A 21,892-nucleotide genomic window follows, 5' to 3' on the forward strand; every position below is an offset into this window, starting at 1 on the left:
CCAATGTTCCAGGTGTATATGGTGAAGTTGCGTATGCCTCAATCCTAAAAAAGGGCATAAAAAAAGAGCCAAGCAAGAGTAGTATTAATATAATTAATGCCTTATTGTTGCCCTTTAGGCATCGATACGCCCCCCCCCCTGACGTTGTTTTGTTGCAGCAAAATTATCTTTTATCATGTAAACATCTCTCCTTTCATTTATTGTAAAGGTTACATCGGATGTAATATTTTTTGCCTTAGTAGGGGATAGGGTACAAAAATTTGTAAGAATAAATTTGTCTTTATAAATGATAAGATTAATTTACAAAAATTAATTTGGTTGAAGCCCCGACCCTTTAGGGTCGGGGTAATTCAATTTTTACACAAGACACTAGCCAGCTCTTGTAACTCTTTTAAGTTGTCTGGAGTAATCGCTGATTTTATCGTAATGTCCTGTCCTATATATTTTATATTTTTTGATTTTTCGAACATATTTCTCATAATCTTTGCTGCTGTTGGCGCCCATGATCCGTTTTCTATAAAAGCCAATGTTCTGTCTTGATAATTTCTCTCAACTAAATTATTAATAAATTCACGCATAAATGGGAATATTTCGTTGTTATATGTTGTTGTAGCCAAAACCAATTTACCATATCTAAATGCGTCTTCAACTGCCTCTGCCATGTCACATCTCGCTAGATCTGTCAAAACAACCTTTGGGCATCCATTGGCTACAAGATTATTTTTTAATTCTTCCACTGCTCTTTTAGTATTACCATATACTGATGTATAGGCTATCATAACACCCTCTGTTTCATATCTATATGATGACCAGATATCATACAAATTTATATAATGCTCCAAATTTTCTTTTAACACTGGCCCATGAAGAGGACAAATACACTCTATATCAAGTGCCCCAACTTTTTTAAGAAGATTTTGAACTTGCATACCAAACTTTCCTACTATGCCAACGTAGTACCTTCTTGCTTCACAAGCCCACTCTTCTTTTGCATCTGATGCTCCAAACTTACCAAATGCATCTGCCGAAAACAAGACTTTAGCACTCTCATCGTAAGTAACCATAACTTCTGGCCAATGCACCATAGGTGCCATTATAAATCTTAAAGTATGTTTACCAAGCAATAATGTATCGCCTTCTTTTACAATTATCCTTCTATCTTCGTATTCCTCTCCATAAAATTGTTTCATCATAACAAATGCCTTGCTTGAAGCTACAATTGTAGTTTTAGGAAATCTTTCCATAAATTCTTTTACGCTACCCGAATGATCTGGCTCCATATGAGATATTATAAGATAATCTACATTCTTGTTTATCTGTTTTAACCAGTTTGATGACACCCTTTGATCAACTGAATCTATCACAGCATTTTTTTCATCTAGTATCATATATGAATTATATGCCATACCATTTGGCACTTCATACTGTCCCTCGAACAAATCTAAGTCATGATCATCAACACCTATGTGTAATATATCCATTGTTAATTCTTTCATAAGACCACCCTTTTCATATTATTTGATATTATCAACATAACTGATATCATCTCTATTTAAAACAACATAATTATATTACAGTCAACAATTATCTGCAAGTATTTCTCAGCTTATGAATTTTAATTGTTTTCGTCATTTGGTTGCTTTTTGCTGTCAAAATATGCTATAATTATAATAAGATACTTGTTACGGAGGTGTTTTTTCATGGATAGAAATTTATTAACTTTTATTATTGGAATTATACCTGTCATTATCGTAATAGCACTAGATATAAAAGTTTTTCACCCAAAAGAGCTATGTACCTACCCTATTGTAGTAAGCAGTATTGAATCGGAAATATGGATTCCTGATTACATAATATTATACAAAACAACTAATTATCCTATTTCATTAAGCCATAATGAATCAGAAATATGTATTAATAGCAAGAGTTAATTAGATATACATTGGAAAGGTACTCTCACCACCCAAGAGGTAGAGGCGTCTTGTTTTATCTCTTACTTGTAAAAGTGATGTATTCTCACTAAATCTTAAATAAAAAATGTGAGAACTTCTTCATACTTTGGAATAATTTTGTCGAAAATTAATAAGACAACTATAGTCTTGTACGCATAAAATGGACATAATGTATAAATTTCGGTACATATGATTATTGAGTGTCAAAGTATAAGTTTGAGGAGGGTTTTATTGTATGAAAAAACAGATTGTAAAAAAAAGTTTTGAAAGAATATTTGAGGTTATAGTAATCCCAGTGGCTTTGTTAGGATTGTTTGCTTTTGCGCCATGTGTAACTAGTTTTGTATATGCAGAAGATCTTCCTTGTGTGGAAGAGACACATGAGTGTGAAGGATTAGATTCAGATGAAGCCCAAGATGAAGAGACATATAAGTGGGGAAGAGTAGATTTAGATGAAGTCCAAGATGAAGAGACACACGAGTGTGAAGGAGCAAATTCGGACGAAGCCCAAGATGATTTAATTTTTGAAATAAATTCGTTAAATAGTAAATTTGTTTGGGGAGATAAGGTTTTTTCGCCGTATGTACAGCTAAGCTCGGGGAATAAGATAAACATAAATGATGTGTACGCTAAAACGGGACAGAAGTACTATACATTTGCATTTATGAACAATAATAATGGAATTCCTGCATGGAGAGGAAAGTATAATTATAATTCTGGATTGTATGATGAAGAAATAGATAAGTTAAGAAGAAATGGTGGGAATATAATAATATCGTTTGGTGGAGCGAATACAAAAGAGATGGCGCCTGCGATAAAGGATGTAAATAAGTTACAAGCGGCATATCAGAGCGTAATAGATTATTATGATTTGACATGGATTGATTTAGATATAGAAGGAGAAATTCTAAAGGATAAAGCAGCTAATACAAGAAGAAATAAGGCGTTAGTAGGCCTTCAGAAAAAAAGACCGAAGGTGGTATATTCATATTGTTTACCAGCAGATCCAAGAGGTTTATCATCTAAAGCAGTAGCTTTATTAAAAGATGCAAAAGAACAGGGAGTTCGAGTAGATGTGGTAAATGTAATGGCGATGGACTACGGTGATAGTATCGCACCTAATCCTGAAGGAAAGATGGGTTACTATGCAATAAAAACTGCAGAGGAAACAAAGAAACAATTGGAGAAGATAGGATATAAAGATACCAAAGTTGGAGTAACAGTTATGATTGGTATGAACGATGTTAAATCAGAGATATTTAGAATAAAGGATGCAAAAGAATTATTGGCATGGGCAAATAAGACAAGTTGGGTTAGGTATTTAGGATTTTGGTCAGTTAATAGAGACAACGGAAACGGAAGTGGAGCAAAAGAAGCAAACGGAAAACACAGTAGCATTAGTCAGTCCTTATATGAATTCACTAACGTATTTAAAGCATTTAAAAAAGATGGAACTATGTCAAATTTTACAGCAAGTACAAATCTTGCATTAAAAAAAAATGTGACATGTTCTAGTGTAGAGGAAGGAACAGACTTAGTTGCAAAAAACGTTGTTGATGGGGATATGGAAACACGCTGGGCAAGCGAGGAAAAGAAGAATAATCCTGAATGGATACAGGTGGATTTAGGGAAAAAAATGATAATAAATAAGGTTGATATAAGATGGGAAGCTGCGTATGCAAAGGACTTTAAAATAGAGGTATCAACTGATGGGAATACGTATAAGACAGTAGCTACAGTGGATAATAATACTAGTACATCAACTAGCAATACGTTTGCATCTGTAGATGCAAGATATGTAAGAGTATATTGTACTAAAAAGGCTACAGAGTACGGCTATTCTATATTTGATATAGGCGTGTACAACACAAGACAAACTCCAGAGAATACAAATCTTGCACTAAAAAAGCCTGTAATATGTTCTAGTGTAGAAGAAGGAACAGACTTAGTTGCCCAAAACGCCGTTGATGGAACGAGAAAAACACGCTGGGCAAGCGAGGAAAAGAAGAATAATCCTGAATGGATACAGGTTGATTTAGGATCTGTGATGACAATAAATCAGGTTGATATAAATTGGGAAGCTGCATACGCAAAAGAGTTTAAGATAGAAGTATCAACTGATGGTAAAACATATAAGACAGTAGCTACAGTTAAAGATAATACTAAAACTGATACATATACAGAATTTGATGTGGTAGATGCAAGGTATGTGAGGGTATATTGTACAGAAAAAGCAACTGAATACGGGTACTCAATATATGAGTTGGGTGTATTTAATGTACAAAGATAATGTTAATGTGAATATAGCTTTTCACAAAGCAGAAATATTTACTATAACGTAGAATTTCAATAATATAACGAGAAATAAAAACCTAATCTCGGGTAATAGATGAAAATAACCAAAAGTTGATTTGACTATTAGTTTTATTAATTGTACAATACTAATTGTGTTTGAAAGACGTTCCTCAATAGCTCAGCTGGCAGAGCATGCGGCTGTTAACCGCAGGGTCGTAGGTTCGAGTCCTACTTGAGGAGCCACACAAGGGCCTTTAGCTCAGTTGGTCAGAGCAACCGGCTCATAACCGGTTGGTCCGGGGTTCGAGTCCCTGAAGGCCCACCATAGTTTGGAAGACTATTAAGGTATTAGTAGTCTTCCTTTTAGTATATAGATATTTGTTATAGGATGATAAATTGATCCTTAAATTAATGGAGTATGTAGAGTTTGAAGAGAGGGGCTTTAGAAAATTGCAATGGATGTTAAAATAAAACGTGGAGATATAATAGATGGTAGTGAAGTTTTTGTACCATCATCCAAATCTCATTCTATAAGAGCTGTTTTCATAGCAGGATTAGCAAAAGGAAGATCTTACATAGAAAATTTATTATTGTCGGATGATGTTATGTCGGCTATAGATACAATGAGAAAGTTTGGTGCAATTATAGATATAAATAATGATTGTGTTATTATTGATGGAGTTGGGGGCAAAGTTGTTGCACCCAATGAGGTAATTGATGTAGGTAATTCTGGTACGACTCTAAGGTTTGCGATGTTGGTTGCAGCAAGTGCAAATGGAACAACTACATTAACTGGTGATAGTCAAATACAAAAAAGACCAATAGGTGAGTTGGCGAGGTTGATAAAAGCTTTGGGTGGATCAATAGAGTTTTTAAAAAATGAAGATTTTGCGCCAGTTAGAGTCACAGGAAAGATATATGGTGGGGTTTCGTTATTGGATGCGTTTTCGTCACAGTATTTGTCATCTGCACTAATAACTTGTCCGCTACTTTCAAAAGATACCAACATCAATTTAGTTCGGCTAAATGAAAGGCCATATGTTGATATGACGTTGTGGTGGCTAGATAAACAAAATATAAAATATATAAATAATTTGCCAGATCGCATAACAATATTTGGGGGTCAAAGTTTTAGTGAGTTTAGTGATAAAATATCAGGGGATTATTCTTCGGCTACTTTTTTTATTGTGTTGGCAGCAATATCAGGGAGGAGAATAGTGCTTAAAAATTTAAAGCTTGATGATAAGCAGGGAGATAAAAAAGTACTTAGCGTAATTGAGTCTTTTGGTGCACATGTTATTTGGCAAGATGACGCAGTTATTGTTTGTGGTAAAAAACTGGTTGGACGTGTAGTTGATATGAATGATATACCTGATGCATTGCCAGCAATGGCAGTGTTAGGATGTTTTGCTTCGGGGGAGACACGACTTATCAATGTGTTGCAGGCACGATATAAGGAAACAGATAGAATTCATGTTATGTGTGAGGAGCTTTCAAAAGTAGGCGCAAATATACAGGAACTGCAAGATGGATTAATTATAAAAAAAAGTGATATGCACGGTGGAGAGGTGTCTGGTCACAAAGATCACAGGGTTGTTATGGCATTGGCTATATTAGGGGCATGTGTTAAGGAAAGTGTGATTTTAAAGGATGCAGAATCGGTTAATATCACATTTCCAGGCTTTTTTGAAGTATTACAGCAAATGGGAGCAAAAGTTTTTTTAGGTAATACTTGACTTATGGTATAATAATTTGGTTTAATAGAAGTGTAGTGGTTTGAAAAATTCATGCTTTTTTTAGTTGTCTGTTTATAAAGGTTGAGATCTCTAGAAGTGGTCTTGACTTAGAAATATATGTATAAGTTTTTTAGCAAGAGAAAAAAACACAGAAAGGAAAAGGCATATGATAACAATAAAAAATCTAACCAAGAAGTACGGAAGTATTTATGCCATAAAAGATTTGTCGTTTGAAGTGCAAGAAGGTGAGGTTATAGGTTTTTTAGGTCCTAATGGTGCGGGCAAATCTACTACTATGAACATATTAGCTGGTTGTATACCGGCGACAAGTGGAGAAGCAAGCATAGCAGGACACAGTATAATGGGAGAGCCACTTGAAGTAAAAAAGAGAATTGGATATCTCCCTGAAATTCCGCCATTATACCAAGATATGCGTGTTATAGAATATCTTAAGTATGTAGCAAAATTAAAAAGAGTTCCTAAAAAAGAAATACCTAATCAGTTAGAGTATGTTATTGAAAAACTTAAAATTGAAGATGTTAAGTGTAGGAAAATAAAAAATTTATCTAAAGGATATAAGCAAAGAGTTGGTTTTGCACAAGCGATATTAGGACATCCAGATGTATTGATATTAGATGAGCCAACAGTTGGCCTTGATCCAGAGCAAATAATAGAGATAAGAGAATTGATTAAAAATTTGGGTGGAGAGCACACAGTTATTTTAAGTTCACACATACTTTCAGAAATAAGTGCTGTTTGCAGCAAAGTTATTATAATAAATAATGGTGAGATTGTTGCAGTAGACACGCCTAGTAATTTGTCTAGAATGTTAGATGTTAAGAAAAAGTTGGTTGTAGTTTTGGAAAGTTCAATGGATGCAACTTTTGATTTATTAAAGACAGTAAATGGTGTCGAAAATGTTATCTTTATTGAAGAGAAAGATGGTTGTGTAACCTATGAGCTTGAGTGTGTAAAAGATGTAGATGTAGAAAAAAATATTTTCTTTGTGTTGGTAAATGAACAAATTCCACTAAAAGAGATAAAAAATGTAGAGGTTTCATTGGAAGACGTATTCTTGGAGATAATAAGATCTAATAAAAAATTTAATGAAGAACCAGTTAATGCTGAAGATGTAGCGGATATAAGTGAAGAGGATTCCAATAAGGGTGAAGAAGTTGAAGAAATAGATTCAAATGAGAGTGAAGAAGTCGAGGAAATAGATTCAAATGAGAGTGAAGAAGTCGAGGAAATAGATTCAAATGAGAGTGAAGAAGTCGAGGAAATAGATTCAAATGAGAGTGAAGAAGTTGAAGAAATAGATTCAAATGAGAGTGAAGAAATCGAGGAAATAGATTCAAACGAGAGTGAAATAAATAAAGACCAGAAAGATGATGTAGTACAACAAGAGGATGAGGAGGATAAGAATGATACAAATATTTAAGAAAGAGCTTAAATCGTATTTATTAAATCCACTAGGGTACGTATTTTTGGTTGTATTTTTTTGTATTGTTAGTATGTTGTTTTATATGTACAATTTAGAGCAAGAGGTAAGTAATTTCGGTGTAGTGTTGGCAAATTTGCGTATAGCGCTTATGATATTTATACCAGCAATAACAATGAATTTATTAGTTGAGGAAAGAAGAAATAAAACAGAGCAACTATTATTTTCGGTGCCAGTTACAATAAGTGATATAGTTATAGGAAAATTTTTGGCAGCAACTGCTATGCTTATAATAACAATAGTTTTAACTATGTTGTATCCAGCCATGTTATTAATTGTGACACCAATATACATTCCGTCATTGATAACATCATACATAGGATTTTTAGCATTAGGTATGTCGCTTATAGCTATATGCATGTTTATATCCTCATTTATGGAAAATTCGATTATATCTTTTATAGTGGGATTAGGTACAATATTTTTTATTTGGTTAGGCGAACATTTAATTGGTGTAATGAAGATAGAAATACTTTCTGAAATAGTAGATACACTTTTAGATACGTTTTGTTTAATGAGAAAATATATGGAGTTTAATGGAGGGCTTTTGAACATATCCACAGTGTGGTATTATCTTACAATAGTAGTTATGTTTGTGTTTTTGACTATTAGACAAATAGAACGAAGAAGAATAGGCTAAGGGAAGGAGACCTAACATGAAAAACGAACGCGTAATATATAGAGTGGCGAATTGGGTGATTATGGTATCTGTTATTGCGATTATGATTTTGTTAAATTATTTTATTAGGGATGCTAGCTGGAGAATAGATTTAACCGAAACAAAAACAGATACGTTAACTAAGGAGACAATAGATTACATAAAAACAGTAGATAAAGACATGACTATTATAATATTAAAGCAAGACACACCAGATGACAGTTACATAGAAAGAATAGCCAAACTTTATCATAAGGTTAATCCAAAGATAAAAGTTAAGATAGTGGATCCAGACAAAAATCCAGTGCAGATAGAGAAGTATTTGAAAAAAGATGAAACATTAAGATTAGGAAGTGTTGTAATAGATGATGGTAACAGGTGGGAGCTAATCAATATAGTAAGTATGGGTGGTCAAGATTCAAACGGAAATATAGTAATGAAGGTAGAAAGCAAAATAACAAACACAATAAACAAATTAATGGTAGATAGAGATAGTACAATATATCTCTTAACTGGGCATGGCGAAAAGGATATAAATGGTATATATGATATAAAAGAGGATTTAAATGACATTATGTTTAGTGTGGTGAATTTGAATTTATTGGCAGAAGGAAAAGTGCCTGATGATGCATATTCATTAGCAATACTTGGACCAACAAAAGATATATCCGATAAAGAGCGAGATATAATAAAAGAATATTTAGAAAATGGTGGAAACATCACAATGGCAATTGATGTAGACACAACAAACAGTAACTTCAAAAACATAAAAGAAATAATAACAGGATATAACTTGAAATTAGAGGATAATTTTGTGTGTGAAGGCAAAGGACATTGTGCGGCAGACGAGCCAATAGCGTTGTTGCCAAGGCTTAGTTACAACAAATACACTCAAAACATTATAAGAAATGGGCTAACTATTTATATGCCATTAGCAAGAAGTATAGACCTTATAGACAAAGAAAATAAGGATGTGGAAGCAACACCTATTTTGATGACATCAGAAAAATCGTGGGCTGAGACAAATTATGAAGAATTGCCTCCAGTAAAAGATGAAAAGGATGCAAAAGGTCCATTAGCGGTGGGTGCTATTGCAATAAAGAAAAATGAAGACAAAGAAAGTAAGCTTGTTTTGTTTGGAAATTCAATTTTTATAGATAATCAACTTTTAAGACAATATGCTACATTAGGTAATAAAGAAGTATTTACAACATCAATAAAGTGGTTTGAAACAGAAGAAATAACAAAGATAGAAGTGAAGCCTAAATTAGTAAAAGCAGCAAAATATACTACAAATTCTAATAAGAAATTAATGTTAGCAGCTGGATCATTAAGCATTCCTTTAGTGTTAATGGCGGCTGGAGCATTTGTTTTCATCAAAAGGAGAGATTAGTATATGAAAGATATAAAAGATAAAATGATACGAAGTGCAATAATATCAGTGTTTGTGTTGGTGATGGTTATAATAGCATTGTTTTATTATAGGTCTAAAGATCCTATGAAGGTCGACACAGAAAACAAGAAGCTGATTGAGATAACAATACCAGAAATTGAGGCAGTAGATTATATTGATAATAGTTATGATAAAGTACGAGTGTTTATGAAATTTGGAAGTGGGAGTAAGGGGCTTGAGCTTTTAGAAAGGCGTACAGTAGACAAAAAGACAGGAGAGAAAGCCGAAGACGTAGGGAAGAAGCCATCTGAGAATTCTATTAGGTTATTCGAGTTTACGCTAACAAGTTTAGACTCGGTAAAAACTGTAGCAGATAGTGCGACCAATCTTGAACAATACGGGTTTGATGAGCCTATTTGTGAAATTATAATGACCTTGAAAAATGGGGACAAAAAAGGGTTAAAGGTTGGAAAAAGGCTGTTGACGACAACGAATGCCTATTATCTTAAGTTAGATGATGATGAGAAAATATATGTTTTATCACAATGGGATTTGAACAATTTCTTGATGACTGATAATAATATTATAAATATGTGATGAGAAACAGAGAAAATAGACTATCTTCCATTTTAGGATGGGGTTAGTCTATTTTTGCTTGTGAGAAACCCAAAAGATTATTAATTATATGCCCTGGTTTTAGTGGAAGCCAGAGCATTTTTGACGCAAAATGCTTTGACTTTTTATGAAAAGTGTGATATTATTTTGCCGAAAGGTGTGTTTAATATTAAGATTGTATGAAAAATGTGTAGTGTACGATTGCACGATATATTGAAAATAGTGTTGCCATGGTAGGTGTAGAATATGTGTGAGTGTGAGAATAAAGTTTGGAAGTACAAGTACATAGATGAATCAAAAGTGCAAGAGATAAAAAGTAGAGTTTTAGTGTCTGATTTTTTAGCAAAGGTTTTAGCTACTCTAAACGTTGATGTTGAAGATATGGAGAGCTTTTTGAAACCTAGGCTTAGTAGTATGAATGATCCTTTTTTATTAAAGGATATGAACAAGTGTGTGTACAGGATCGTAAAAGCATTAGATGATGGAGAGCATATTGTTATATTTGGTGACTATGATGTAGATGGCATAACGAGCACCGCTATAATGTATGATTTTTTAACTGAACTGGGTGGTAAGGTGGATTACTACGTGCCTAACAGACTAAGTGAAGGTTATGGGCTCTCTAAAAGTGCTGTTGATAATGCTCTAGAGAAAAAGCCAGATCTTATAATTACAGTTGATTGTGGAATAACTAGTGTGCAAGAGGTCGACTACATAAGGTCAAAGGGAGTAGAAATTATAATAACAGATCATCATGAGTGTGGTAGTAAGTTACCTAATGCGTACGGTGTTATTAATCCTATGCGGGATGATAATAAGTATCCATTTAGGTCGTTAGCTGGAGTTGGGGTTGCACTAAAGCTTATTATTGCGTTGTGTAAAGAAAAAGATTTTGGTGATCAATATCTAAAATATATGGACATCGTTCTCTTAGGGACAGTGGCAGATGTTGTGAGTTTAACGGACGAAAACAGAGCTATGGTTAGGTATGGGCTAAAGAAAATGAATAAAATGCCAAACCTGGGTATAAGCAAACTTATAGAGGCAAGTGGAATTAGGTCAAGGGAAATAACTACATCGAATGTAGGTTTTGGGTTAGCTCCGAGGTTGAATGCTGCGGGTAGGCTTGGTGATGCGACTCAATGTGTTGAATTACTTACGACGCGTGATAAAAATAGAGCAGAGCATATAGCTAATTTTTTGGAGCACGAGAATAGGGAAAGAAAAAAAACAGAACAGGCTATATTAGAAGAGGCACTTGAGAAAATAAAAGCTAATGGTTTAGATAAAGATAAGGTTATAGTTGTGTCAGATGAGAATTGGCATAGAGGTGTTATAGGTATAGTAGCATCTAGAATAACAGATATGTACTTTAAACCGTCGATAGTACTAACAATGAAAGACGGTATTGCTAATGGTTCAGCAAGGAGCATAAAGAATTTTGACTTATTTTGTGCGATTAGCGAGTGTAAAGATTTATTAGTTAATTTTGGTGGACACAAGATGGCTGCGGGATTGACAATAAATCAGAATAATATAGATTTGCTAAGAAAAAGGATAAATGAGTATGCTGATGAGAAGTTGGACTTAGAGGGTATGCGTGATGTATTAGATATAACAATGCAGCTAGATATTACGGATATTACTTTGGAGAATGCCAAGAAGTTAGAGCACTTAAAGCCGTTTGGTTCTGATAATCCAGTTCCAATCTTTTCATGTTATAATATGAAAGTGGTAGGCATAAGGGTAATGACAGAGGGTAAACATCTAAAGTTGGTATTGGGGGGAGGAAATTTAAATAGTACAGTAGAAGCGTTAGGTTTTAATATGGGCAATATAGCAAGGACTATCCATGTAGATGATCATGTGGATGTAGTGTTTGAATTAGGCAGGAACAACTGGAATGGGAGAGAGAATGTTCAGATGATTATAAAAGATATGATCAAGTATGATGGTTAGTAATTTTTAAATAGTTAAAATATAAAAAGATAAGCTATGAATTTAGGAGGATGACGAAATGGATTTAAAGCAAAAACTTAGGCATGTTATGAATTTTCCAAAGGAGGGAATAGATTTTATTGATATAACGACAGTATTGCAAGATGCTGATGCGTTGGCGGACTGTATGGATAAGATGAAAAAGGAGATAGACAAGTTCGAAGATTTTGAGTTGGTTGTAGGTCCAGAGTCAAGAGGTTTTATATTTGGTACACCAATAGCATGCGCGCTAAAAAAAGGATTTATTCCGGTAAGAAAAAAAGGAAAGTTGCCGTATAAAACAATAAGCGAAAACTATGAATTAGAGTACGGATTTGATGTTCTAGAGATGCATCAGGATGCAATAAAAAAAGGACAAAAAGTTATAATAGTGGATGATTTGTTGGCAACGGGTGGTACTACAGAGACGATAATTAAGTTAGTAGAAAGGTTAGGCGGAATAGTAGTAGGTGTAGTTTATTTTGTAGAGCTAACAGAGCTTAGAGGAAGAGAAAATCTAAAGGGATATAACGTTTCATCATTAGTACAATTTTAGCAATATTTTTGTGAAGATAAAGAATACATAGCGATTTTAGGTTGGGATTTATATGCAAGGTTATTAGTGTGATTGTTAAATAAGGAAATATAGGAGGGGTGTCTTTTGTTAACTGAGTTATATGATAAACTGATAAAGAGAATAAGAACATACAACGAACACGGTGATTTAAGTCTGATAGAAAAGGCATATTTAGTTGCAAAAGATGCTCATGCTGGACAAGAAAGGCTTTCAGGAGAGCCTTTTTTGGTACATCCACTAAAGGTTGCATATATTCTAGCGGAGATTGAGTTAGATACAGTGGCAATAGTTGCTGCTATATTACATGATGTAGTAGAGGATACTTCATACACAAAGGAGCAATTGCAAGAAGAGTTTGGTGAAGAAGTATACATGTTAGTTGATGGTGTAACAAAATTAGGTAAGATATCTTATACAACAAAAGAGGAACAGCAGGTAGAAAATTTAAGAAAAATGTTTTTGGCAATGGCAAAAAATATACGTGTTGTGTTGATAAAGTTGGCTGATAGATTACACAATATGCGTACTTTAAAATATATGCCTAAGGATAAACAGTACGAGAAAGCTAAAGAAACGCTAGAGATTTATGCACCACTAGCACATAGGCTTGGTATATCCAAAATAAAGTGGGAGTTGGAGGATTTAAGTCTTCGGTACTTAGATCCAGATGGATATTATGAGCTTGTTAATAAGATTGCTACGAAAAGACAAGAAAGAGAAGTATACGTAGAAGACATAGTAAATACGCTCAAAGAGAAAACAAAGGAATTGGGTATAAAATGTAGTGTTGATGGGAGGCCAAAGCATTTCTATAGTATATATAGAAAAATGAAGACGCAACAAAAAACGTTGGAGCAGATATATGACTTATTTGCGCTAAGGGTTATAGTGTCGACGGTGAAAGAATGTTATATGGTGCTAGGATTGGTACATGATTTATACAAACCCGTACCGGGAAGATTCAAAGACTATATAGCTATGCCAAAAGCAAATATGTATCAATCTTTACATACGACACTAATAGGTCCTAAGGGTTTTCCTATAGAGATACAGATACGTACATGGGATATGCATAAGGTAGCCGAGGTAGGTATCGCTGCACACTGGAAGTATAAAGAGGGCAAGACTAATAATGATTTAGATGCGAAATTAGAGTGGCTTAGAATGATATTAGATTGGCAAAAGGATACAAAAGATGCAAGACAATTTATGAAAAGCTTGAGAGTTGAGTTGTTCGAAGAAGAAGTATTTGTTTTTACACCAAAGGGTGATGTTGTAAGCTTGCCATATGGATCTACACCTATAGATTTTGCGTATCGTATACATAGTGATGTTGGTGATAAAATGATGGGGGCTAAAGTAAATAACAAGATAGTTACGTTAACATACAAGCTTAAAAATGGTGATATAGTAGAAATTTTGACTTCGGCTAGTGTTCAGGGGCCAAGTAGAGATTGGCTAAAAATAGTAAAAAGTTCTCATGCTAGAAATAAGATAAATCAATGGTTTAAGAAAAATAAAAAAGAAGAGAATGTGTTGAGAGGAAAAGAGTTATTAGAAAGAGAGTCTAAAAAGTCAGGTATTAGTTTTGCACATATAGCAAGTCAAGAAAATATAGAAGAGATATGTAACAAGTATAAACTAAATGGAATAGAGGAACTATACTTAAATTTGGGTGTGGGAAATATCTCGCCTAAAAAGATAATAACCTTGGTTAAGGTAAAAGAGGGGCTAGAGAGAGAAAATGATGAACTAGGAACTAACGTTAATGACAAGCAACATAAAAAGAAGGATTCGTCTTTAAATCACCAAAAGGGAGTTATAGTAAAGGGTGTAAATAACTGCCTAGTGAAGTTTTCGCAGTGTTGTAATCCAGTCCCAGGTGATGAGATAGTTGGTTTTATAACAAAAGGCAGAGGAGTTTCTGTCCACAGGAGTGATTGTGATAATGTAGTATTGGATTTGCAAAATAGAGGAAGACTTATAGAGGTTAGTTGGATTGAGAAGAATAAGGATTACTACAAAACAGATATAAAGATAAAGGCGAGTGATAGAGTGGGTCTTATTGTTGAGGTAACCAATATTACAAATGATTTGAAGATACCGTTGATATCTCTAAATGCACAAAGAAAGAAAAATAGAACAGCGGAGATGATAATTACACTTAAGATATCCAACACCAAAGAGCTGGATAAAATTATAAAGAGATATTCTGCTATAGAAGGAGTATACTATGTAGAAAGGAAGAAAGGGTAGGTATGGGCATAGTTTGCATTGACAGTGGTATGTTACAATCTAATGTATATATTATAAAAAATGGAAATGAGTGTGTTTTAATAGATGCGGGTTGTAGTGCAGCAGATATATTAAAAGAGCTGTCTTGTAAAGAGCAAGTTAAGTATATTATTCTAACCCATGGACATGTTGATCATATATGTAGTGCTGATGAAATACGTAAGGAGACGGGTGCTAAGGTAGTTGCGTATAAAGATGAAGAATCTTTATTGAAGAATGCAAATTATAATTGTTCGTATTATATTTGTGGAAGGCCTTATAGTATTTGCCCTGATATATTAGTAAGTGAAGATGATGTTATCAAGTTGGGTGAAGATATATTTTCATTTATTTATACACCAGGGCATACTAGCGGTAGCATGTGTGTAAAATACAAAAATGTGATTTTTACGGGAGATACGTTATTTAAGGGATCAGTTGGAAGATGTGATTTTCCAACAGGAGATGAGGAAGATCTTATTTACTCTGTGAAAAAGAAGCTTTACATTTTGGAAGATGATATGGTTGTTTATCCTGGGCATGGAGATGTTACGACTATAGGATGGGAAAAGAAAAATAATATTATAGGAGATTAAAGTGGAGCTTTATAATAAATTTTCAACTTATTTGAAAAATAGATATGGAGAGAAAGTGTATAAGATTCCAATAAACGTTCCCGTTACGTGCCCGAATAGGGATGGGACTATAGGAAAATCTGGGTGTATATTTTGTGGAGATGAAGGTGCAGGATTTGAGACAATTGACAATTGTGTGCCGGTGGGGATACAATTACAACGCAATATAGAGTATATAGGCCCAAAATACAACAGTCGTAAATTTATTGCGTATTTTCAAAATTTCACAAATACATATTTAGAATTATCTAAATTTAGGGAATATATAAATGCGAGCATAAGGTCGGATATTGTTGCAATATACATATCTACTAGGCCAGATGTCATAAATGATAGATATTTGGAGTTTTTAAAAAAGACTAAAGAAGAGTATAATGTAGATATAGTGATTGAGCTAGGGCTTCAGACTATCAACATAAGAACTTTGAAATTTTTGGAGAGAGGGCATACCTTAGCGCATTTTGTTGATGCTGTGCTTAGGATAAAAAAATATGGGCTTTATGTGTGTGCACATATGATATTGGATATACCATTAGATGATATAGATGACGTAATAGAGGGAGCACGGATGTTGTCAGTATTAAGGGTGGATCAGGTTAAATGTCATTCGATGTATATATTAGATAATACCAAACTTGGATCCTATTATAAGGAAGGCAAAATAGTGCCAATTAAGAAGGAAGAGTATATAGATAGGACAATAAATTTTTTAGAAAATTTATCTTGCGATGTTGTTGTGCAAAGGCTTTTAGGTAGAGCACCAAAGGGAAAAACATTATTTTGTAATTGGGATACTAGTTGGTGGAAGATACAAGATAAAATAGAGAAAGAGATGATAGCCCGAGGTAGTTATCAGGGCAAAAAGTGTGATTGTATGAATGGCGTAAAAATACTTAGCAGGCTAATAGATAAGTAAATTGCATGAGAGGGGAGAAGAAAATTTGATTATATTAGGGATAGATCCAGGCTTTGCAATTACAGGTGTAGGGGTGATAGAATACAAAAATAATAAGTTTAAAGTATTAGATTATGGTGCGATAACAACGGATAGTGGATTAAAGTTGTCACAAAGGTTACTTTTATTGTACAATAAATTGGAAAATGTTATAATAAAATACAATCCCGATGTTGTTGCGATAGAAGAATTGTTTTTCAATAAAAATATAAAGACTGCGTTGAATGTTGGACATGGTAGAGGAGTTGTGTTGTTGGCAGCGGCAAAAAATAATAAAAAAATTTTTGAGTATACTCCATTGCAGGTTAAACAATCGGTTGTAGGTTATGGCAGAGCAGAGAAAAATCAGGTTCAGCAAATGGTTAAAATGATATTAAATTTAAAAAGTATACCAAAGCCAGATGATGTAGCGGATGCTCTAGCTGTTGCAGTGTGTTGTGCACATTCAAATAAAATAGGGGAAGAGGGGAGTTAAGTATGATTTCGTACATAAAGGGAAAGGTTGACTTAAAAGAAAGTAATTTAGTAGTTGTTGAAAATAATGGAATAGGGTATACTATATATACATCAACTGTAACTATAAATGACATAAATGTAGGTGATGAGGTAAAGCTATACACGTATATGAATGTCAAGGAAGATGCGATTGCATTATATGGTTTTTTAAAAAAAGAAGAGTTAAATTTATTTAAAATGTTATTGTCGGTGTCTGGAGTAGGTCCTAAAGTAGCGCGAGCAGTTTTATCCACTTTAACGTTAGCTAAGTTTAGTGTGGCAGTTATAACAAAGGATGAAAAAGCCTTAACGAGGGCGCCTGGAGTAGGGAAGAAGGCAGCCCAGAGGATCATACTAGAGCTTCAGGATAAGATAAAAAGTGAGGAGATAAGTTTTAGAAATGATACCGAAGTACAGTATGTAGCGACTAATGAAGATGGAGCTGTAAGGGAGGCTATTAGTGCATTAATTGTATTGGGTTACGACTATAATCAGGCACAAACATTGATTGGATCGATATATAAAGCTGGAATGGGTGTAGAGGATATAATAAAGATGGCACTAAAGGCATCTATAGCCTAAGGAGAGGGAGATAGATATGGATGAAGAGAGAATATTAGGAGGAGAAATGATTAGTGAGGACAAAGAAGAAATTTCTTTGCGTCCTCATAGATTGGACGAGTACATAGGTCAAACTAAAATAAAAGAGAATCTTATGGTGTTTATTGAAGCTGCTAGAGAAAGGAAAGATGCATTAGATCATGTATTGCTTTATGGACCACCTGGACTTGGTAAAACTACGCTTGCTAATATAATAGCAAAAGAGCTTGGGGTAAACTTCAAAATAACGTCAGGCCCGGCTATAGATAAGGCAGGAGACTTAGCGGCTATATTGACTAATTTGGGTGAGTATGATGTCTTGTTTATAGATGAAATACACAGGCTAAACAAGAGTGTTGAAGAGATATTGTATTCAGCAATGGAGGATTATGCATTAGACATAATTATAGGAAAAGGGCCTAGTGCAAGATCACTTAGAATAGATCTACCTAAATTTACATTAGTTGGAGCTACAACTAGAGCAGGGCTTTTGTCTTCTCCATTACGGGATAGGTTTGGTATAATAAATAAACTTGAGATGTATACACCAGATGAGCTAGCAAGGATAACCATGCGTTCGGCAAATATTCTTGGAGTAGAGATAGATGATGATGCAGCATTAGAGATCGCGAAGAGATCTAGAGGGACTCCAAGGATTGCTAATAGATTACTAAAGAGAGTGCGTGATTTTGCTCAGATAAGGGGTAACGGCGTTATAAAAAAAGAGATATCTAAGGGGAGCTTAGATTTGCTAGAGGTAGATCCAATAGGCTTAGATTCAGTGGATAGGAATATGCTAATGACGATAATAGATAAATTTGCGGGAGGGCCAGTAGGATTAGACACATTGGCTGCTTCAACGGGAGAAGAGTCGGGTACAATAGAAGAGGTGTATGAACCATATTTGTTGCAGTTGGGTTTTATCAGTAAGACACCTAGAGGCAGAGTTGCAACAAAGCTTGCGTATGAACATTTAGGTTTAAGGTATGAGTAAGAGAGGAAGTGAATGGATGAAGTTGTTGATTCATATATGTTGTGGGCCATGTGCAGTATATCCAGTAGATGTTGTAAAAAAAGAGGGAATAGAGTTTGATGGATATTTTTATAATCCTAATATACATCCTATAGATGAGTTTGAAAGAAGGATGGAGAATGTCAAGATATTATCCGATAAAGAAAATATTCGGGTGTACTACGACAGTGAGTTTTTGCAAAGTGTGTGGGAAGAGTACACCGATAAAGAAAAACGATGCAAAATGTGTTACACTAAAAGGCTTGAGAAGGCGGCAAAGTTCGCAAAGGAAAATAATTTTACTGCATTTACTACAACATTACTGGTTAGTCCTTACCAAAATCATCAATTTATAAAAGACTTAGGAGAGAACTTGGCTAATGAATATGGCATAGAATTTTTTTATAGAGATTTCAGGGTTGGATTTAGAGAAGGACAGAAAAAAGCCAAAGAGATGGGCTTGTACAGACAGAAATATTGCGGTTGCATAAAGTCTAAGGAATATAAATAAAAAAAAACAAGAGGTGATGCATTTATGAAGAAGTTGTTTATGGTAGTAGTGGGTTTTATAGTTGTGCTAAGTGCTAGTATTACGTTTGCGGCAGATGGTTTGGTAGGCCTATGTAATGTAAAATATCTAGAGGATGAAAACGATGGAAAGGTAATAGTGAATTTTTCAGATAGCGTAGGAGAGCCGGTAGTAAGAAAATTTGAAGATCCTAAGCGATTGGTTATAGACTTTAATCAATCATCGACAAAAGATGCCACAAAAACTATAGAGGTCGGGAATGCACAAATAAAACAGGTAAGAATAGGGCAATTTAATCCAACAACAGTGCGAATAGTATTAGACTTAAATAAAGATATCAAGTATGATATACAAAGAAAAGGCGCAACATATGAGATAGTTGTACCCAAGGATAAGCCAATTTGCGAGAGTAACAGTAAAGAGTCACCAGTTATTACACCTAGTGCGGCACCAGTGGTGGTGAAACAAAGTAAACCGAGTCCTATGGCTAAACCTATTGAACATAAAAAAGATGACATGGAAAAAAATAAAGTATCTATTGAATATAAAAAGCTGGATAATGACGAGTACGCCAAGATAAAGGTAACGGACTATAAGGGATACAATATTTTTAGAATAAAAAATCCAGACAGAATAGTAGTTGATGTGCCAAAAAGTTTTTTTGAAGAGGGCAGTAATAAAATTCGGATTAATGGTAGTTGCATAAAAATGATAAGACATAGTAATTTTACACATACATCATCTCGTATAATATTAGATGTTGCTAGAAATCCTAATTATGAAGTAGTGGAGGAGAGCGATGGATTAAAGATAGTGGTTAAGAAAAATACAAATTATAGTACTGAACCTGGTAAGATTAGTTATGTAACGTCGGGGGATAGAGTATGGCTTAGGATAAATAAAACTGGATTAACTAATAGAGAAGGTGCGAATATTTCAGATTATACTGAAAGATATGATACGGCAAATAAGACATACACATTAACATTTGATAAAGAGATAGCCAATCTTAAAGATGAGGTTTTAAATATAGATGATGTTTATATGAAAAAGATAGAAGTTTTAAATAATGAGCAAACTGAAAAGACTAATATAATATTTTGGGCGAAGGACGATTTTGCATATAACATAATATCAAGGGAGAAAACTAGGGATACAGCTATAACAATTTTAAGAAAAGCAACAAAGAAGCAAAATCTTGTTGTGATAGATGCAGGGCATGGAGGTAAAGAGGAACCTGGTTCCATATGCAATTTATTTTATGAGAAACATCTTAATATAGATATTGCATTAAGGTTGGAAGAGTGCTTGAAAAAGAAAAATATAAATACGTACATGATAAGAAATGGGGACAATTATGTTGAGATACATGAGCGTGCCAATATTGCAAACAAGCTAAATGCAAGATTATACATAAGTGTGCATAACAATTCTTTTGGATCTGAGGCCAGTGGAACAGAAACATTGTACAATCCTAATAATCAAGATGAAAATGTAAGTATACAAAGTGAACAATTTGCAAGGATTTTACAAGATCATTTAATAAAGGTGCTGGGTACAAAAAATAGAGGAATAAAGAAAAGACCAAATCTTGTGGTATTAAAGCAAACTACAATGCCTAGTGCGCTAGTAGAGGTTGGATTTATAAGTAACGAAAAGGATTTGGAACTTTTAAATGATAATAAATTTAGACAAAAGGCAGCAGAAGCTATGGCAGATGCAGTTGAGGAAATGCTAAGAAATTTAGATGCGATGTAGATACATAAGGAGATTTTAGTGAAGAATAAAATAAATGTTTCTATCACGGCTTGTTTTTAGCGAATGTGATAGAAACATTTATTTTTGGTTATTATTCGGTGTAAAAAATGGCCTATAACAAAGGTATATCCTTATTGTAGGCCATTGTTACATTATGTAGGAGGGATACTATAGTCGCAGTATATTTCAGAGTCATATTTGTCTGTTATCTTCCATATACCAGATTCATTATCGTTTACAGTGATAATATATTTGTTATTATTAAATGTTGTTGTTACAACTTTGGGAGGTGTATCATCGAGTATCATGTCATTGATAGTTTTTCTACTTAATTTATCTGAGAAATTATGTACCTCTATTAAAGTTTGGGGGTTATTAGTATCTATATTTGTGGTTATATGGGTTCCAGATAGCAATTTTGTGTCTTTTGATGATGTAACTACACTATCAAGTTCAGTATTATCAATTGCAGTAAATTTAAATATCGTATTAGCAGTATTTCTATAAACATTGTTTAATGAAGGTGCCGTTGTGTCAAGTGGATTTAATACAGATAGAGTTATCATTTGAGGTTTTGCGTAGTTTGTTTTATATGGACCGCGTTCTATTTCGTTATATATGATTAATGTATAGTTGCCATTTGGTAAAAGAGGTATTTTTATCAATACTGATCCATCGCCTTCGGTATAGACTGTTTTTAATCTAGCGTAGTATAGTGGCTGGGCTTTGCACAAGCTAGTGTTATTATCAGTGCTATTATAGGCACCAGATTTAATTATGGCAGATATGTAGCCTGTAACATTTTCGGTACCATATGTATTTTTTGCACCACTATATGATATAGTTATTTTATTGCCTGAATATACGTTCACAGTGGAATTTGGGCTAGGATTTGTTAGACTAAATTGCATAGAATCATCGACAATAGTA

Annotated in this window: 18 protein-coding genes and 2 tRNA genes; 18 read left to right on the top strand and 2 right to left on the bottom strand. The window is 34.0% G+C overall.

What is annotated here, in order from left to right; all coding sequences use genetic code 11:
• Positions 1 to 350 precede the first annotated feature (350 nt).
• Complete coding sequence (locus J6Y29_04580) at positions 351 to 1,496, bottom strand: FprA family A-type flavoprotein (GenBank protein MBP5427148.1); 1,146 nt, start codon at positions 1,494 to 1,496, stop codon at positions 351 to 353.
• Between the two features lie 691 nt (positions 1,497 to 2,187).
• On the opposite strand from J6Y29_04580, the gene J6Y29_04585 reads away from it, so the two are divergent.
• From J6Y29_04585 to J6Y29_04670, 18 genes are all read left to right on the top strand, one after another.
• Positions 2,188 to 4,242 (top strand): discoidin domain-containing protein, encoded by a 2,055-nt coding sequence (locus J6Y29_04585; GenBank protein ID MBP5427149.1) that lies wholly within the window; start codon positions 2,188 to 2,190, stop codon positions 4,240 to 4,242.
• A 172-nt stretch (positions 4,243 to 4,414) separates the two neighbouring features.
• Positions 4,415 to 4,490 (top strand) — tRNA-Asn (locus J6Y29_04590).
• A gap of 5 nt (positions 4,491 to 4,495) precedes the next feature.
• Positions 4,496 to 4,572: transfer RNA gene (locus tag J6Y29_04595), tRNA-Ile, on the top strand.
• Positions 4,573 to 4,702: 130 nt separating this feature from the next.
• Positions 4,703 to 5,983: a 3-phosphoshikimate 1-carboxyvinyltransferase gene (gene aroA, locus J6Y29_04600; protein MBP5427150.1), complete on the top strand. Its 1,281-nt coding sequence runs from the start codon at positions 4,703 to 4,705 to the stop codon at positions 5,981 to 5,983.
• Between the two features lie 166 nt (positions 5,984 to 6,149).
• Entirely contained in the window at positions 6,150 to 7,424 is a 1,275-nt protein-coding gene (locus J6Y29_04605) for an ATP-binding cassette domain-containing protein (GenBank protein ID MBP5427151.1), read from the top strand.
• Complete coding sequence (locus J6Y29_04610; GenBank protein MBP5427152.1) at positions 7,408 to 8,124, top strand: ABC transporter permease subunit; 717 nt, start codon at positions 7,408 to 7,410, stop codon at positions 8,122 to 8,124. The genes J6Y29_04605 and J6Y29_04610 overlap by 17 nt, the downstream gene beginning before the upstream one ends.
• Positions 8,125 to 8,140: 16 nt before the next feature.
• Positions 8,141 to 9,535 carry a GldG family protein gene (locus J6Y29_04615; GenBank protein ID MBP5427153.1) on the top strand — a complete coding sequence of 465 codons (1,395 nt, stop codon included), beginning with the start codon at positions 8,141 to 8,143 and terminating at the stop codon, positions 9,533 to 9,535.
• Between the two features lie 3 nt (positions 9,536 to 9,538).
• Positions 9,539 to 10,132 (top strand): DUF4340 domain-containing protein, encoded by a 594-nt coding sequence (locus tag J6Y29_04620; GenBank protein ID MBP5427154.1) that lies wholly within the window; start codon positions 9,539 to 9,541, stop codon positions 10,130 to 10,132.
• Between the two features lie 264 nt (positions 10,133 to 10,396).
• Entirely contained in the window at positions 10,397 to 12,109 is a 1,713-nt protein-coding gene (recJ, locus tag J6Y29_04625) for a single-stranded-DNA-specific exonuclease RecJ (GenBank protein MBP5427155.1), read from the top strand.
• 58 nt (positions 12,110 to 12,167) lie between these two features.
• Entirely contained in the window at positions 12,168 to 12,683 is a 516-nt protein-coding gene (locus tag J6Y29_04630; GenBank protein ID MBP5427156.1) for an adenine phosphoribosyltransferase, read from the top strand.
• Between the two features lie 105 nt (positions 12,684 to 12,788).
• A complete protein-coding gene (locus J6Y29_04635; GenBank protein MBP5427157.1) occupies positions 12,789 to 14,960 on the top strand; it encodes a bifunctional (p)ppGpp synthetase/guanosine-3',5'-bis(diphosphate) 3'-pyrophosphohydrolase in 2,172 nt (723 codons plus the stop codon).
• Positions 14,961 to 14,962: 2 nt separating this feature from the next.
• Positions 14,963 to 15,574 carry an MBL fold metallo-hydrolase gene (locus tag J6Y29_04640; protein ID MBP5427158.1) on the top strand — a complete coding sequence of 204 codons (612 nt, stop codon included), beginning with the start codon at positions 14,963 to 14,965 and terminating at the stop codon, positions 15,572 to 15,574.
• A gap of 1 nt (position 15,575) precedes the next feature.
• On the top strand, positions 15,576 to 16,529 hold the full coding sequence (locus J6Y29_04645; protein MBP5427159.1) for a TIGR01212 family radical SAM protein: 954 nt from the start codon (positions 15,576 to 15,578) through the stop codon (positions 16,527 to 16,529).
• A 25-nt stretch (positions 16,530 to 16,554) separates the two neighbouring features.
• Positions 16,555 to 17,043, top strand: coding sequence for a crossover junction endodeoxyribonuclease RuvC (gene ruvC, locus J6Y29_04650; GenBank protein ID MBP5427160.1), 489 nt, complete (start codon positions 16,555 to 16,557; stop codon positions 17,041 to 17,043).
• 2 nt (positions 17,044 to 17,045) lie between these two features.
• A complete protein-coding gene (gene ruvA, locus J6Y29_04655; protein MBP5427161.1) occupies positions 17,046 to 17,645 on the top strand; it encodes a Holliday junction branch migration protein RuvA in 600 nt (199 codons plus the stop codon).
• 16 nt (positions 17,646 to 17,661) lie between these two features.
• Positions 17,662 to 18,657, top strand: coding sequence for a Holliday junction branch migration DNA helicase RuvB (gene ruvB / locus J6Y29_04660; protein MBP5427162.1), 996 nt, complete (start codon positions 17,662 to 17,664; stop codon positions 18,655 to 18,657).
• Positions 18,658 to 18,673: 16 nt separating this feature from the next.
• Positions 18,674 to 19,186 carry an epoxyqueuosine reductase QueH gene (locus J6Y29_04665; protein ID MBP5427163.1) on the top strand — a complete coding sequence of 171 codons (513 nt, stop codon included), beginning with the start codon at positions 18,674 to 18,676 and terminating at the stop codon, positions 19,184 to 19,186.
• A 24-nt stretch (positions 19,187 to 19,210) separates the two neighbouring features.
• Positions 19,211 to 20,962 (top strand): N-acetylmuramoyl-L-alanine amidase, encoded by a 1,752-nt coding sequence (locus J6Y29_04670; GenBank protein ID MBP5427164.1) that lies wholly within the window; start codon positions 19,211 to 19,213, stop codon positions 20,960 to 20,962.
• 152 nt (positions 20,963 to 21,114) lie between these two features.
• Here the strand turns inward: J6Y29_04670 and J6Y29_04675 are convergent.
• Positions 21,115 to 21,892, bottom strand: a 778-nt coding sequence (locus J6Y29_04675; protein MBP5427165.1) for a hypothetical protein, incomplete at its 5' end; no start/stop codon positions are given.

The organism is Clostridiales bacterium (genome assembly GCA_017961515.1).
Lineage (GTDB): Bacteria > Bacillota > Clostridia > Acetivibrionales > RGIG10202 > RGIG10202.